This window comes from Leucobacter chromiiresistens (assembly GCF_001477055.1).
In the GTDB taxonomy this organism is placed as follows: Bacteria; Actinomycetota; Actinomycetes; order Actinomycetales; family Microbacteriaceae; genus Leucobacter; species Leucobacter chromiiresistens_A.
The window spans coordinates 1-14,448 of the sequence record NZ_LDRK01000034.1 but is presented as its reverse complement, the minus strand read 5'-3'; the positions used below and the strand labels follow the sequence as shown (position 1 = coordinate 14,448).

At 72.2% G+C, this 14,448-nt stretch carries 12 protein-coding genes; 3 read left to right on the top strand and 9 right to left on the bottom strand.

Annotation, left to right across the window (positions count from 1 at the left end):
• From NS354_RS07045 to NS354_RS07035, 3 genes are all read right to left on the bottom strand, one after another.
• Nucleotides 1–721 (bottom strand): thiamine pyrophosphate-binding protein (locus NS354_RS07045; RefSeq protein WP_275934816.1); only part of this gene is annotated, 721 nt, incomplete at its 3' end.
• Complete coding sequence (locus tag NS354_RS07040; RefSeq protein WP_058593865.1) at nucleotides 721–2,397, bottom strand: amidohydrolase; 1,677 nt, start codon at nucleotides 2,395–2,397, stop codon at nucleotides 721–723. The genes NS354_RS07040 and NS354_RS07045, both read right to left, overlap by 1 nt.
• 27 nt (nucleotides 2,398–2,424) lie before the next feature.
• Complete coding sequence (locus tag NS354_RS07035; RefSeq protein ID WP_058593864.1) at nucleotides 2,425–3,786, bottom strand: MFS transporter; 1,362 nt, start codon at nucleotides 3,784–3,786, stop codon at nucleotides 2,425–2,427.
• Nucleotides 3,787–4,043: 257 nt separating this feature from the next.
• On the opposite strand from NS354_RS07035, the gene NS354_RS07030 reads away from it, so the two are divergent.
• On the top strand, nucleotides 4,044–5,003 hold the full coding sequence (locus NS354_RS07030; RefSeq protein WP_058593863.1) for an Lrp/AsnC family transcriptional regulator: 960 nt from the start codon (nucleotides 4,044–4,046) through the stop codon (nucleotides 5,001–5,003).
• A 180-nt stretch (nucleotides 5,004–5,183) separates the two neighbouring features.
• Here the strand turns inward: NS354_RS07030 and NS354_RS07025 are convergent, their stop codons facing one another.
• The 5 genes from NS354_RS07025 to NS354_RS07005 all read right to left on the bottom strand — a co-directional run bounded on the left by NS354_RS07025 (nucleotide 5,184) and on the right by NS354_RS07005 (nucleotide 10,738).
• Nucleotides 5,184–5,471 carry a hypothetical protein gene (locus tag NS354_RS07025; RefSeq protein ID WP_010156319.1) on the bottom strand — a complete coding sequence of 96 codons (288 nt, stop codon included), beginning with the start codon at nucleotides 5,469–5,471 and terminating at the stop codon, nucleotides 5,184–5,186.
• 140 nt (nucleotides 5,472–5,611) lie between these two features.
• The gene (locus NS354_RS07020; protein ID WP_058593862.1) at nucleotides 5,612–6,970 is read right to left on the bottom strand and encodes a M18 family aminopeptidase; all 1,359 of its coding nucleotides are present in this window, start codon (nucleotides 6,968–6,970) and stop codon (nucleotides 5,612–5,614) included.
• Nucleotides 6,967–8,511 (bottom strand): leucyl aminopeptidase family protein, encoded by a 1,545-nt coding sequence (locus NS354_RS07015; RefSeq protein ID WP_058593861.1) that lies wholly within the window; start codon nucleotides 8,509–8,511, stop codon nucleotides 6,967–6,969. Before NS354_RS07015 ends, NS354_RS07020 begins: the two co-directional genes overlap by 4 nt.
• 38 nt (nucleotides 8,512–8,549) lie before the next feature.
• Nucleotides 8,550–9,956, bottom strand: coding sequence for an ABC transporter permease (locus tag NS354_RS07010; protein WP_058593860.1), 1,407 nt, complete (start codon nucleotides 9,954–9,956; stop codon nucleotides 8,550–8,552).
• Entirely contained in the window at nucleotides 9,953–10,738 is a 786-nt protein-coding gene (locus tag NS354_RS07005; RefSeq protein ID WP_058593859.1) for an ABC transporter ATP-binding protein, read from the bottom strand. Before NS354_RS07005 ends, NS354_RS07010 begins: the two co-directional genes overlap by 4 nt.
• A 153-nt stretch (nucleotides 10,739–10,891) precedes the next feature.
• Here NS354_RS07005 and NS354_RS07000 point away from each other — a divergent pair, with 153 nt between their 5' ends.
• Nucleotides 10,892–11,941 carry an LLM class flavin-dependent oxidoreductase gene (locus NS354_RS07000; protein ID WP_058593858.1) on the top strand — a complete coding sequence of 350 codons (1,050 nt, stop codon included), beginning with the start codon at nucleotides 10,892–10,894 and terminating at the stop codon, nucleotides 11,939–11,941.
• 34 nt (nucleotides 11,942–11,975) lie between these two features.
• On the opposite strand, the gene NS354_RS06995 is transcribed toward NS354_RS07000, so the two are convergent.
• A complete protein-coding gene (locus NS354_RS06995; protein ID WP_058593857.1) occupies nucleotides 11,976–13,055 on the bottom strand; it encodes a hypothetical protein in 1,080 nt (359 codons plus the stop codon).
• 193 nt (nucleotides 13,056–13,248) lie between these two features.
• On the opposite strand from NS354_RS06995, the gene NS354_RS06990 reads away from it, so the two are divergent.
• Nucleotides 13,249–14,364, top strand: a complete 1,116-nt coding sequence (locus NS354_RS06990) for an LppP/LprE family lipoprotein (protein WP_058593856.1) — start codon at nucleotides 13,249–13,251, stop codon at nucleotides 14,362–14,364.
• The last annotated feature ends 84 nt before the right edge of the window (nucleotides 14,365–14,448 follow it).

Here is a 14,448-nt window from a genome sequence, read left to right as displayed (position 1 = left end):
CGGGAGCGGACAGCCGCTCGGCGAGCGCGCGCAGCTCGGCGGAGGCGCCGCGCGACCCGCCGCCGGCGAGCACCACCGGCTTCCGGGCCTCCGCGAGCAGTCGGGCCGCGGTCGCGACGCGCTCCCCGTCCGGCCGTTTCGCCGGAGCACCGGCGCGGGGCGCGAGCGCGTCGTCGGGCACGTCGGCCTCCGCCTCGAGCAGGTCGAGCGGAATCTCGATGTAGACGGGGCGGGGCCGGCGCACGGCGAACAGCTCGAAGGCGTCGTGCACCGCGGCGACGGCCTCCGCCGCGGTCTGCACGCGGCGGCCCCACTCGACGATGGCCGAGGCGGCCGCGAGCTGATCCTTCGTCTCGTGCAGGGTGCCGACGTCGGCGAACTCGGCGCCGCGGGCCGGGCCGGGCGCGATGATGATCATCGGGCGCGATTCGCAGTACGCGGTGCCCGCCGCCGAGAGCGCGTTCAGCAGTCCGGGGCCGCTCGTCGTGATGACGACCCCGGGCAGGCCGGTCTGCAGCGACCACCCGTCGGCCGCGTAGCCCGCGCCCTGCTCGTGGCGGGTCGTGACCGGGCGGATCCCGAGCGCGTCGAGCGGCCGGTACAGTTCGAGGTTGTGCGTGCCGGGGATGCCGAAGACGGTGTCGACGCCGTAGCCGCGGATCGTCTCGATGACGACCCACCCGATGGTGCGGCGCGCCTCGGTCGAGGCGATGGCGCTCATCAGCGCACCTCGTCTGCTGCGAAGCGGCGGCTGCCGTCGACCCAGGTCTCGCGCACCGCGATCCGGGCGATGTCGGCGCCGTCGACCTCGAGCGGGTTCGCGCCGAGCACCACGAAGTCGGCGCGCTTGCCGACGGTGATCGACCCGAGCTCGTTCTCCCGGCCGAGGGTGATCGCGCCTTCGAGGGTGTGCCCGCGCAGGGCGGCCTCCGGGCTGATGCGGAGGGAGTCGGGGCCGAGCTGCGCGCCGCGGCGCGTGACGCGGGTCACAGCGGCCTGGATCGCTTCGAGCGGGCGCGGCTCGGCGACGGGGGCGTCGGAGGAGATCGTCACGGGCACGCCCGCCTCGACGAACTCGCCCAGCGGGTTGAACCGCTCCCCCGGGGTGCCGATGGCCTGCTCCACGCCCTCGCCCCAGTTGTAGTAGTGCTGGGTCTGGTTGACGGGGCGGATGCCGAGCTCGGCCATGCGCGTGATCTCCTCGGGGGTCGGCAGGCCGCAGTGCTCGATGCGGTGCCGCGCGTCGGCGTCGGGCCGTTCGAGGAGCGCCTGCTCGATGGCGTCGACCACGAGCTTGATCGCGGTCGGCGACTGCGCGTGCGTGGCGGTCTGCAGCCCCGCCGCGTGCGCCTTGCTCACGAGCTCCGTGTACTCGCGCGGCTCGTGGTACAGCTGCCCCGTGCGGCAGGGATCCCCGACGTAGCCCTCGGGGAAGTACGCGGTCCAGCCGCCGAGCGTGCCGTCGGCGTACAGCTTGATGCCGGTCGCGGCGAGGAAGGGGTTGCCGAACGGCCCGGTGAGGCCGATGTCGAGCACCTGGTCGAGCAGGTGCGACAGGAAGTACATCGAGACGCGCATGTCGAGCGCCCCGCGGTCGGCGGCCTCCAGGTACGCGGCGAACTCCCGCTTCGACACCTGCGCGTCGCCGATCGCGGTGACGCCGCCGCGCAGGAACTCGCGCTGCACGAGGTCGAGCTGCCGCTGATGCTCGGCCGGCTCGTCGCCGAGGTGGAAGTTGGGTCCGTGGTGCCCGATCTTGACGCCGTGCAGGCCCGTGAGCACGTTGCACGCGGCGTCGGAGAGCTCGCCCGTGAGCTCGCCGTCGGCATCGCGGAAGAATTCGCCGCCCTCCGGGTTCGGGGTGTCGCGGGTGATGCCGAACTTCTCGAACGTGTACGTGTTCACCACGCCGCCGTGCCCGGAGGCATTCATGATGTACACCTCGCGATCCGTCGCGATCTCGTCGAGCTCCTGGCGCGTCGGGTGCCGGCGCTCGGCGAGGTTGCGCTGCTCGTAGCCGTAGCCGCGGATGGGGGCGCCGGCCGGGAGCCGCTCGGCGCCGGCGCGCATGAGCTCGACGATCTCGGGGATCGACCCCGCCTGCGCGGGCGAGATGTCGATCCAGGTGAGCATCTGCCCGTACATCAGCGGGTGGGCGTGCGGGTCGATGAAGCCGGGCACGATCGTGGCCTCGGGGTAGTCGGCGCGAGCCGGGTCGAGGCCGGCCGCGGCAGCCGCCGCCTCGACGTCCGCGACGCTGCCCACGGCGAGGATGCGGCCGCCGGCGCTGAGGAACGCCTCGGCCTCCGGCTGGTCGGCATCGACGGTGAGGATGCGCTGCGCGGTCACGATCGTGGGGATCGAGTCGCGGGCGTCATAGGTGGCGAGCTGTCGCACGGTGGTGCTCCTTCGGTGAGGGGGTGGTTATTTCCGGTCGGCCGCGCGGCCGGAGGTGGGAACGGCGGTCGTGTCGAGGCGGGCCTTGAGGGAGCCCGTCGCGGGAGCCGTGTCGGAGTGCTGCGGGGCCAGCGCGCTGCCGAGGATCGCGAGCAGGGCGAGCAGCCCGAAGAACGCGATGACCGACCAGAAGTTGCCCGTCGCGACGAGCAGGCCGGTGGCGATCGCAGGCGACAGGCCGCCCCACACCGCCGCGCCGATGCCGTACGAGAGCGACATGGAGGTGTAGCGCGCCTGCGGGCGGAACATCTGCGCCATGAGGGTCGAGAGCGGGGCCCAGGCGCCGCTCAGCGTGAGGCGCAGCACGGAGACGAAGAGGTAGATCATGGCCACGTTGTGCGCGTCGATGAAGAGCACGAGCGGGATCACGGCGACGAGCGAGAGGCCGGAGCCGAGGATCATGATCGTCTTCGCGCCGACCTTGTCGCCCAGCAGGGCGAGGGGCAGGGTGACGAGCGTCTCGACGAAGGCGGCGACCGTCATCGCGCCGAGGATGATGTCGGCGTCGAGCCCGATGTCGGGGCTGGTCGCGTAGCTCTGCACGAACGTGGTCGCGAGCACGTAGCCGCCGGAGGACATCGCGATGATGCCGAAGCCGAGCAGCATGGGCCACCAGTTGTTGCGGAGGGCGAAGAGGATCGGCGTCGACTGCTCGTGGCCCTCGATCTTGGCCTCGAAGACCGGCGTCTCCTCGACCCGGTAGCGCACCCAGAAGCCGACGCCGATGAGCACGATGCTGAACAGGAACGGGATGCGCCAGCCCCAGGTGAGCAGCACGTCGTCGCCCATGAGGGCGAGCACCCAGAAGGCGCCCGTCGACAGGAGCGCGCCGAGCGGGTTGCCGAGCTGCGTGAAGCCGCCGTAGAAGACCTTGAACTTCGGCGGCGCGCTCTCGACCGCCATGAGGCTGGCGCCGCCCCACTCCCCGCCGACGGCGAGGCCCTGCGCGATGCGCAGCACGATGAGCAGGATCGGGCCCCAGATGCCGATCGTCGCGTACGTCGGCAGCACGCCGACGAGCGTCGTCGCGATGCCCATGAGGAGCAGAGTGATGGTGAGCGCCGGCTTGCGACCGAGCTTGTCGCCGATGTGCCCGAAGATGATGCCGCCGAGCGGCCGGGCGAAGTAGGCGACGGCGTAGGTGCCGAAGGAGGCGAGCGTGCCGAGGCCCCGGTCGAGTTCGGGGAAGAAGACGACGGGGAAGACGATGGCGGCGGCGGTCGCGTAGACGTAGAAGTCGTACCACTCGATGGTGGTGCCGACGGCGGCGGCGAAGCCGGATTTGAGCGCGCGGCGGTGCGTGTTCGCCGGCGCGGTTGCGGTGGACATACGGAAGCTCCCTTGCTTGAGGACGGCGCGGTGCGCGCAACTGGATCGACTGTAGATGAGCGACTGCTTCGGCGCGCGGCACCCGTTCGTTCGAAGCTCGCGATTCACCGCCGTTTCGCGCCGTGCATTTCCCGCTTGCTCCGATTACGCTTGCATTCGAGCGGTGTGCACCGAATTTTTGCGGCGCGATTCGCTCAGATCAGCGTATTTCGAGAAGCTCCGGCGGCGACGCCCGGAGCGCGAAGGAGCAGCGCCCATTGCAGCCCATCACCCGCCGCACGAACGCACCGCGCACGCCGCAGGGAGCGGCCGACCTCGACGAATTCGACGCCTCCCTCATCCGGGCGCTGCAGGCGGACGGCCGCGCCAGCATCCACGATCTCGCGATCCTGCTCGGGGCGAGCCGCGACTTCGTCGCGCAGCGACTGCAACTGCTGACGCACGGCGGGGGGCTGCGCATCGTCGCGGCGCTCGACCCCGGCTTCGTCGGTCACCACGTGCTCGTGCACGCGAAGGTCGAGGTCGACGGGCCGATCGCTCCGATCGCGGAGGAGGTCGCGCAGCTGCCCGACGCCGTCTTCGTCTCGAAGACCAGCGGGCCGCTGCCGCTCGTCTTCGAGTCCCGCCACGGCGACAGCCACGAGCTGCTCGAGGTGCTGGACCATGTGCGCGGGCTGCCGACGGTGCGCCGCGTGCTGGTCTCCACCTACGTCGAGGTGCTCAAAGGCTTCTTCGTCTCGCACGGGCAGACCGACATCGTGCTCGACCGCATCGACTACGCACTGATCGCCGTGCTGCAGCAGGATGGGCGCACGAGCTACCGCGCGCTCGCCGACACCGTGCACCTCTCGCCGTCATCGGCGCGGGCGCGCGTGCACCGCCTCATCGACGCGGGCGTGATCCGCATCGCCGCCATCAAGTCGGGGAGCTTCTCGCGCAATCGCCTCGCGATCGGGGTCGGCATCACGATCGACGGCTCACCCGAGCCGATCCGCCGGTTCATCATGGAGTCGCCCTACATCGACTTCGCGGTGCGCTCGCACGGCAGCTTCGACTTCATCGCGACGCTCGTCTCGGCGTCATCGGCGCATCTGCTGCCCGTGATGGACGCGATGCGGGGGCTGCCGGGGGTGAGCGCGCTCGATTCGTGGACCCATTACGACATCGTCAAAGAGGATTACGCGCGCACGCTCGGCAGGGTGCTCGTGCGGGAGTGAGTGCTGCAGCGGGTGCGGGTGCGGGGTGAGTGCTGGGGGCCGGCACGACCTGACGCCGAATGCCTATCGAGGCGCCGAATCCCTATCGAGACGCCGCTCATCTCGATAGGGGCTCGGCGAGCCAGCGAGGTCTGGGCGAGTCGGCAGGGGCTCGGCGAGCCGGCAGGGGCCGGGCTCGGCTCAGAAGCCGCCGAGCGCTCGCTGCACGCGGCTGAGGGAGATGTTCTCGTGCAGCATGACTCCGGAGCTCGTGCGCTGCTCGAAGTGGTAGCCCATTCTGCCCTGGCGGAGCAGGCCGATCAGGTGGGGCTCGGCCGCGTTCCACATGATCCATGTGGGAAGTCCCTCGGCGTTCTTGCCGAGGTAGGTGATCTCGATATTGCGCGACCCGATGCGCTGCACATCGGGCATCAGCTTGTTCTTCGACAGGGCGACGCTGCCGGTATCCGCCTGCTCCATCTCACTCATAGCACGATCCTAGCGAATCGGGCGACTCGCGGGGCCCGAAACGGCGGGAGCGAAGCGGATCGGGCCGGAGTATTTCGCCGTGTCTGCGAGCGGCCGGGCGGGGAGCCCCGTCCGGCCGCTCGCGCGACCCGCGATCGACGTCACGCGGTCGCGAAGAACGCCCCCGTGATCTTCGCGAGCCCGAAGAGGTCGTCGACGTGCGCGAGCTCGCGGGCGGAGTGCATCGAGAGCAGCGGCACCCCGACGTCGACGGTGCGGATGCCGAGCCGGGTCGCGGTGATCGGGCCGATCGTCGACCCGCAGGGCACGGTGTTGTTCGACACGAACTCCTGGGTCGGCACCTCGGCGGCCGACCCCAGCCGGCTCCAGAGCGCCGCGCCGTGGGCGTCGCTCGCGTACCGCTGGTTCGCGTTGATCTTCAGCATCGGGCCGCGGCCCGCGAGCGGCCGCACTCTCGGGTCGTGCTTCTCGGAGTAGTTCGGGTGCACCGAGTGGCCGGCGTCTGCCGAGAGGCACCAGGAGCCCGCGAGCGCCCGCGCGGCGTCCTCGCCCGAGGCGCCGAGCCCCGCGCGGAGCCGGTCGAGCACATCGGAGAGGAACGGCCCTGCGGCACCCGAGCGCGTATTCGAGCCGAGCTCCTCGTGGTCGAACGCGGCGATCATCGAGATGGTGCCCGGGTGCGGCTCGGTGTCGAGCAGCGCCGCGAGGCCCGCGTACGTGGAGCTCAGGTTGTCGAGCCTCGGCGAGGCGAACAGCTCGCCGTTCGCCCCGATGCGCTGCGGGGCCTGCGTGTCGTAGAGGCGCACGTCGATGCCGGCGAGGTCTTCGGGGGTGAGCGCCGCGCGCGCCGCCGAGCGCGCGGCGGCGCGGCCCCGGCCCGAGCCGGTGCGGCCGCCCCCGAGTTCGCGCACGAGCAGGGCGAGCACCGACAGCTCCTCCCCCGCGAGCCCGATGACGGGCTGGGTGTGCCGCTGCCGGTCGAGCGTGAGGCTCTTGTTCGCGTCGCGGTCGAGGTGGATGGCGAGCTGCGGGATGCGCGCCACCGCCCCGGTGCGCACGAGGTGCTCCGCGCCGTCGCGCGTCACGATGCGGCCCGCGAAGCCGAGATCGCGGTCGAGCCAGGAGGTCAGCAGGGGGCCGCCGTAGATCTCGACGCCGACCTGGGCCCAGCCGTCGGATTCGAAGTCGGGTCGCGGCTTCACCACGAAACCGGGCGAGTCGGTGTGCGCGCCGAGCACGCGCACGGGGCTGGTCGCGTCGACCTCGGCACCCGCGCGCCAGGCGATCACCGCGCCGTCGCGGCGCACGAACCCGCGCCCCGAGGCTTCGAGCGGCGACCACGCGGCCGTCTCGTCGTGCTCGGCGAACCCCGCCTTCGAGAGCGTCTCGCAGACGGCCCCGGCGGCGTGGTACGAGCTCGGCGAGGCCGAGACGAAGTCGCCGAACGCGCTGATGTACGCGTCGCGATCGTGCAGCTGTGAACGGGACACCGGGGTCATGCTCCTTCGCGGTCGGCTGCCGACGGGGTGAAGCGGGCGGCGTACTCGGCGAGCAGCCGGGCGCCGAAGCCGGTCGAGCCGACCGAGCGCCACAGGTCGTCGCTCTCCGACTGCATCGTGCCGGCGATGTCGAGGTGGCCCCACGGGGTGCCGTCGACGAACTCGTTCAGGAAGAGGCCCGCGAGGATCACTCCGGCGTACTGGCCGCCGATGTTCGAGAGGTCGGCCACGTTCGACTTGAGCTGCTCGCGGTAGCGGTGGTCGAGCGGGAAGCGCCAGATGTTCTCGTCGGTCGCGTCGGCCGCGGCCTGCAGCTGCGCAGCGACCTCGTCATCGTTCGCGAGCATGGCGGCGGTGCGGGTGCCGAGCGCTGCCATCGCGGCACCGGTGAGCGTGGCGATGTCGACGATGGCGTCGGGCCGGCGCTCGTCGATCGTGCGATCCTCGGTCGCGAGCACGAGGCCGTCGGCCATGACCAGCCGGCCCTCCGCGTCCGTGTTCTTGACCTCGACGGTCTTGCCGCCGCGGATGGTGAGCACGTCGCCGAGCTTCGTGGCGCTCCCCGAGGGCATGTTGTCGGTGCACATGAGCCACCCGGTGACGGCGGTCTGCACGCCGAGGTCGCGCAGCGCGATCATCGAGGAGAAGACGGAGCCGGCGCCCATCATGTCGAACTTCATCGCCGCGTGCATCGCATTCGACGGCTTCAGGCTGATGCCGCCCGAGTCGTACATGATGCCCTTGCCGATCAGCGCGAGGTGGCCCTCGGGGTCGGCCGGACGGTAGGAGATCTTGATCATGCGGGGCTCCTCGACGCTGCCCGCATTGACGCCGAGCAGGCCGCCCGCGCCGAGCTCGATGAGCTGCGCGCGGTCGAACACCTCGGTCTCGAGCCCGAAGTCGGGCGCGAGACGCTCGACGACCTCGGCGAACTTCTCCGCGCTCAGGTGGCGCGGGGGCGTGTTCGCCAGGTCGCGCGCGACGCTCGCCGACCGGGCGAGGATCAGCCCGCGCTCCACGCCCGCGCGCGCCGCTTCGGCGTCGGCCTCGTCTGCGGTGAGCGCGAGCGACGCGAGCGCGACGGTGTTCGGCTCGCCCTTCAGCGCGTCGTAGCGGTAGCGGGCGAGGATCGCGCCCTCGGTCGCCGCGAGCGCCGCGTCCGCGGCGCTGATCCGCTCGGCGCCCGCGACCGCTTCGCGCAGGTCGACGGCGAGGTCGGCGACCTCGCGGGCCGCGCGCGTGAAGGCCGCGACCGCGTCGCGCAGCTGCGCCGTCGAGCCGATGCCGTCGCCGGTGCCGACGAGCACCTGCAGGCGCGCGCCGGGCAGCGCCAGCGTCTGGTGCTTCGCGCCCGTGAAGCCCGCCGCCGCGAGCGCCTCGCGGGTCGTGTCGCCGAGCCCCTCGGGCAGCTCGCCCTCGCTCGTCACGAAGCGGGCCACCGCGGTGCCGGGCTCGGGCTCGGCACCGGTGACGACGCGCACCGAGACCTGTTCGGCGAGGGAGGGGACGGGGTCGAATGCAGGGTCAATCACAACGCTCATGGCGTCAAGACTAGCCCCGACCGCCGACATCGCCGGGCTCAATCCGCTGCCAGCGCAGCCACGGGCGAGAGCCGGATCGCGCGCCGCGCGGGCACGGCGGCGGCCCCCACGGCGAGCACCGCCCCGAACACCACGACGCCGGCCAGCACCGGCCACGGAATGGTCGGCGCGGCGAGCCCGACCTGCGACCCGAGGAGCGTCTGCGCGGCCAGCCAGCCGTAGCCGATGCCGAGCAGGAGGCCGAGACCGAGGGCGGCGAGCGTCATCTGCGCGCTCTCGGCGACGATCATGCGGCGCACCTGCGCTCCCGTGAATCCGAGCGTGCGCAGCAGGCCGAGCTCGCGCGTGCGCTGCAGCACGCCCAGCGAGAGCGTGTTCACCAGCCCCACGGCCGCGATGACCGCGGAGAACCCGACGAGACCGGTGAAGATGCCCGTCGTGATGCTGAGCGTCTGATCGAGGGCGCTCGCCATGTCGGGGTCGAGCTCGAAGGCGAGCAGCGTCATCGAGCGGTAGCTGTCGAGGGCCACGGCGAAGAGGGTGACCAGCGTGACGCCGATCACGAGCCCGATCGTGGAGCGCGCGCTGCGCTCGGGGTAGCGCACCGCGTTCGCGGCGGCGAGCGCACCGGTCGGCCCGCGCCCGATGACGCGGCCCGCGAGCCGCAGCACCGGGGGCATGATGAGGTGCGCGCCGATCGCGATGCCGGTGAAGGAGGCCAGCCCGCCGAGGAAGGCGACGAAGAGCGCGATCGGGGTGAGGAAGCCGAGCACGAGCCCGAGCGCGATCAGCGCGCAGCCCGACACCATGAGGATCACGGCCCAGACCGAGCGCCCCGAGCGGCGGCGGGCCGCCTCGGGCCGCAGTTCGACTGCGGCGCCGGTCGCCGCGATGGGCGAGACGCCGGCGACGCGGCGCGATCCCGCCCACGCCGCAGCCCACGTGGTCAGCGCGACGACCGCGACCGCGACCAGCGTCAGGGGGTCGAACAGGGGGTAGTCGCGACCCTCGGGCAGCCAGCCCCACGCGGGGCCGAGCCGGGTGATGGCGAGCGCGAGCGCCTCGGCGAGCACCCACCCCGCGACGGCGCCGGCGGCTCCCATCAGCAGCCCCTCGGCGGCGACGCGGCTGCGCACCGAGCGGGCGGTGGCGCCGACGAGCCGCAGCAGCGCGATCGTTCGGGTGCGGCCTGCGATCACGGTCGCGAAGGTGTTCGCGGTGACGATCGCGCCGACGTACAGCGCGATGATGATGAAGATGACGCTCACCATGAGGAGCATGAGGCGGAAGGTGCCCGACTCCTCGATGAGCGCCGGGTCGAGGGCGGCGGTGAGGATGCCGGTGCCGAGGATCAGGGTGACGGCGAACAGCGTGCCGAGCGCTGCCACGACGATCGTCGCGACGTGCTCGCGCACCTTGCCCGTGGCTCCCGCGATCGCGCTCATGCGCGGCTCCCGCCGCCCGCAACGGCGCCCCGCTCGAGGCCCAGCATCGTCTCGGAGATCTGCTCGGGCGACATCGCGCCCCGATCTGCGACGATGCGGCCGTCGGCGAGGAAGAGGATGCGGTCGGCGTGGCTCGCGGCGATGGGGTCGTGGGTCACCATCGCGATGCTCTGCCCCGACTGCGCGACCGCGGATCGCAGCAGGCCGAGCACCTCCCGGCCGGTGCGCGTGTCGAGCGCTCCGGTGGGCTCGTCGGCGAAGATGATGTCGGGCTGCGTGGCGAGCGCCCGGGCGATCGCCACCCGCTGCTGCTGGCCGCCCGAGAGCTCGTGCGGTCGGTGCGAGGCGCGATCGGCGAGCCCGAGGGATCCGAGGAGCGCGTCGATGCGCGCGAGGGTCTCGCGGTCGGGCTTCACCCCGTCGAGGTGGAAGGGCAGCAGGATGTTGCCCCGCACGTCGAGGGTGGGCACGAGGTTGAACGACTGGAAGACGAAGCCGATCCGGCGGCGGCGCAGCCGGGTGAGGGCGGCGTCGCCGAGCCTGGTGATCTCATCGCTGCCGAGCCACACCCGCCCGCTGGTGGGGGTGTCGAGGCCGGCCATCACGTGCATGAGCGTCGACTTGCCCGATCCCGACGGCCCCATGATGGCCGTGAACTGGCCCCGTGCGATCCCGATCGACACGTCGTCGAGGGCGCGCACCCGCTGCTCGCCCGCGCCGTACTGCTTGCTGAGGTCGGCGACGAGCGCGACCATTTCTCTTGCGCCAGGTGTTGTCTGCATACTCCGACGGTACGAGCGGGGCGGTGGCGCGCGGATCGTGCCGGGGTATGAAGCGGATGGAACCCCGGTGCCGTTGGGGGCGCACCCGGGTGCCGGCCGCTGAGCGAACTGTATGCGCGGGAATATATCTGGCGCACCCGAGTTGTACCGGGCATGAAAGCATTCGGATTCCTCTCGTTCGGGCACTACGGCCCGGTACCCGGCTCGCGCGTGCGCACCGCGGGCGACATGCTGCGGCAGACCGTCGAACTCGCGGAGGGCGCCGACGAGATCGGCGTGAACGGCGCCTACGTGCGCGTGCACCACTTCGCGCGGCAGGCCGCATCGCCGATCCCGCTGCTCACCGCGATGGCCGCCCGCACGCAGCGCATCGAGGTCGGCACCGGCGTCATCGACATGCGGTACGAGAACCCGCTGTACCTCGCCGAGGAGCTCGCGGCGCTCGACCTCCTCGCCGACCAGCGGATCGCGATCGGCATCAGCCGCGGATCACCCGAGACCGCGCTGCGCGGCTACGAGGCGTTCGGGTACGGCGGATCGGACGACCCCCGCGGCGCCGACCTCGCCCGCGACAAGTTCGACGCCCTCCTGCGCACGATCGACGGCGAACCCGTCGTCGACAGCGACCCGCAGATGGCTCCCCCGGGCAGGCTCGCCATCGAACCGCGCTCGCCCGGCCTGCGGGACCGCATCTGGTGGGGCGCCGGATCGCGCGACTCCGCCGAGCAGGTCGGCCGCATGGGCGTGAACCTCATGAGCTCCACCCTGCTCACCGAGGCCACCGGCCAGCCGTTCCACGTGCTCCAGCGCGAGCAGATCGACCGCTACCGGGAGGCGTACCGGGCCGCCGGGCACACCGGCGCACCGCGCGTGTCGGTGAGCCGCAGCGTGTTCCCGATCGTCTCCGCCGAGGACGAGGCGTACTTCGGCCTCCGCTCCCGCGAGAACATGGACCAGGTCGGCATCATCGACGGGTTCCGCTCGACCTTCGGCAAGACCTACGCCGACACCCCCGACCGGCTCATCGAGCAGCTCCGGGGCGACGAGGCGGTCATGGCGGCCGACACGCTCATGCTCACCATCCCGAACCAGCTCGGGCCCGAGTACAACCTGCACGTGCTGCAGGCCTTCGCCGAGCATGTCGCGCCCGCGCTGGGCTGGCAGCCGAACACCGAGGGGCCGGTGCGGGGCGAAGCGGTCTGAGGGCCGCGCTGCCCGCCCGGGCCGTCAGCCGCGGCTAGGGCGCCGCGGGGGCTCGGGGCGGCCGCGATCCCGACATGGTGCGCGCCTCCCGCGGCGCGCCCCTCGCGCCCTCTGCTTCCGCGGCGCTCAGCGCCCCGAGCTTCTCGACGAGCGGCATGTGGGCTGCAGGCACGCCGAATCTGCCGTGCAGCAGCGTGAACACCAGCAGCCCGACGAACCCCGTCAGCAGCTTGTCCATGATCGACGTGATGATGTTCGCGGAGAAGACCGAGGCCATCATCGGCACTCCGAGCGACTCGAGCGACAGCACCGCCGAGACCGAGGCGTGCCCGTTCTCCCCGCCGAACGCCGCGACCACGATCGGCGCGGCGACGAGGGAGCAACCAAGCGCCACCGCGAGGTTCAGTGAGAAGAAGCGCGTGAGGCTCGCTCCGAGGCGGAGGCGGCGAACCCCGTATCCCCAGATGAGCGCGCCCGCGATGTTCACCGGAGTGAACTCCCACGTGTGCAGATCGCCGGTGACGAACCCGAGATTGCTCGACAGCAGCGCCACCGCGACCCCGTGCCACGGGCCGAGCACGAGCGAGGCGATCGCGGTGCCCACCATGTCGAGGTAGACGGAGAGCTTGAAGACGGCGGTGATCCAGAGACCGAGCAGGTTCAGTGCCACACCGCCCGCCAGGAGCACGATCACCACGCCGGCCCGAGGCGCCGAACGCGGCGGGGGTGGGGCGCTCGCGTCGCGAGCGAGCGTCTGATCCCGCTCCGCACTCCGCTGCACTGCGGCGCCGAACTCCGCGGCGCTCCGGGCGCGCCGGCACCGCTGCACCCACACCTCCGCCTCCCCCGGCGTCGCCCCCAGGGCGATCACGATGTCGCGCAGCAGCTCCGTGTCCATGCGCGCCCGACCGGTGGTGAAGGCGTTGTACACGGTGGAGCGAGCCGGGATCGCGGCAGCGGCGGGCACGCCGCGCTGCACGCGCTGGTCGGCGATGCGCCTGACGATCTCCGCGTACGAGACCGGCCCGGCGTCGAGCCGGAGCGCCTGCAGATCGCGGGCGATGCGGTCGAACGACTCCGGCTGCAGCTGCGGGGCGCGGCTCGGCTCCGGCATCCGTCTCCCCTTCGTATGGCCGCCGCGGCATATGGCCGCGAGCGCGTTCCTCCACGATACCGCCGAGCGCCCTCGAACTGTGCAGAGTTGTGCGAGAACCGCGGAACGGCGCGGCTGAGCAGCGGTGCTCCGTTAGCGTGACCTCGGAGACGGCGCCCGCCGCTCACACGGCACGACGGAAACGAGGAGCACCGTGCGACTTCGACACACGCGACGCTGGGCGTGCGCGCTGGCTCTCGCGCTGAGCAGCGCGACCGTGCTGACCGGGTGCGGCGCGCAGCCGGAGCCGCCGAGCACGCCGCCGGCGAAGACCGCCGACGCGAACCCGCCCGCCGAGGAGACGGAGCCGGCCCCGGAGCCCATCGTGCTGCCCGCCTGCGACGCGATGAACGCGACCGCGCAGCAGGAGTACGAGGAGTTCGGCGTCGAGATGTTCGAGGAGCCCGCCGGGGAGACGGATCTCGCCGCCTTCACCGAGTTCAGCGGGCCCGTCGCGCAGGAGGCGATGGCTGCGGCCGAACAGCAGCGCGGGTGCCGGTGGCCGATCCACTCGCAGGGAACCGTCATCGAGTACGTGGCCGAGCTGCCGCATGACGCGCAGGCCCCGCTCATCGCTGCACTGCGCAGCGATACGACCGTGACCGAGGCCGCGCTCGACGCCGCGGCGAGCTTCTCGTACGAGAGCCCCGCGCCGAACGGCTACATGAGCGCCACCGAGATCACCCACCTCTTCATCGGGGATGTCTGGATCGCGGTCTTCGACACCGCCGGCGATCGGGCGTACGCGCCCGCCGCCCTGGAGGCCGTCATGTCGGCGAACCCCTCGCTCGCCGATGCCGCCGCTGACGCCGGCGCCGGTTCGGATGCCGATCCCGACGAGCCGCAGGGCGCCGCTCAAGCCGCGGGCGCGTGCGCGAGCAGCGACGGCCCGGCGATGCTCGCGGCGAGCGCACCGAATGTGCCGGGAGGCCCCTGGGACGTCACCGGCCAGTTCTCCGATGTCAGCGGCTACGACCCGTGCGCTGCGCTCTCCTGGATCGTGCTGCGCCCCGAGCCCTGCTGCACCCGGTTCTCGATCACGCCGGTGCTCTTCTTCCATCAGGGCGAACTCGTGCCGAGCGCGACCGTCGCCCAGTACGCGATCGACACCACCGCACCGCCCGCTCGGGCGTCGGAGAGCAGCGTGGCCCTGACGTTCATGTGGCCCGGATCCGACTTCGCGGGGCCCGCGAACACGGCGACCTCCACATTCACGTGGGATGCCGCGACATCGACCGTCGTGCGCAGCGGCGACCTGCCTCCGAGCTGACGCCCGCCCGCGGTGATGGCAGCTCGGAAGCCCGGAAGCCCGGCCGCACGGCCCCACCGCCGCTGCCGCCGCCCTGACTCCCCC

Excerpts from the sequence above, each read along its gene's own strand:
- NS354_RS07035 (WP_058593864.1), bottom strand. The coding sequence starts at position 3,786 with ATGTCCACCGCAACCGCGCCGGCGAACACGCACCGCCGCGCGCTCAAA.
- NS354_RS07025 (WP_010156319.1), bottom strand. The coding sequence starts at position 5,471 with ATGAGTGAGATGGAGCAGGCGGATACCGGCAGCGTCGCCCTGTCGAAG.
- NS354_RS07020 (WP_058593862.1), bottom strand. The coding sequence starts at position 6,970 with ATGACCCCGGTGTCCCGTTCACAGCTGCACGATCGCGACGCGTACATC.
- NS354_RS07015 (WP_058593861.1), bottom strand. The coding sequence starts at position 8,511 with ATGAGCGTTGTGATTGACCCTGCATTCGACCCCGTCCCCTCCCTCGCC.
- NS354_RS07010 (WP_058593860.1), bottom strand. The coding sequence starts at position 9,956 with ATGAGCGCGATCGCGGGAGCCACGGGCAAGGTGCGCGAGCACGTCGCG.
- NS354_RS07005 (WP_058593859.1), bottom strand. The coding sequence starts at position 10,738 with ATGCAGACAACACCTGGCGCAAGAGAAATGGTCGCGCTCGTCGCCGAC.
- NS354_RS07000 (WP_058593858.1), top strand. The coding sequence starts at position 10,892 with ATGAAAGCATTCGGATTCCTCTCGTTCGGGCACTACGGCCCGGTACCC.
- NS354_RS06995 (WP_058593857.1), bottom strand. The coding sequence starts at position 13,055 with ATGCCGGAGCCGAGCCGCGCCCCGCAGCTGCAGCCGGAGTCGTTCGAC.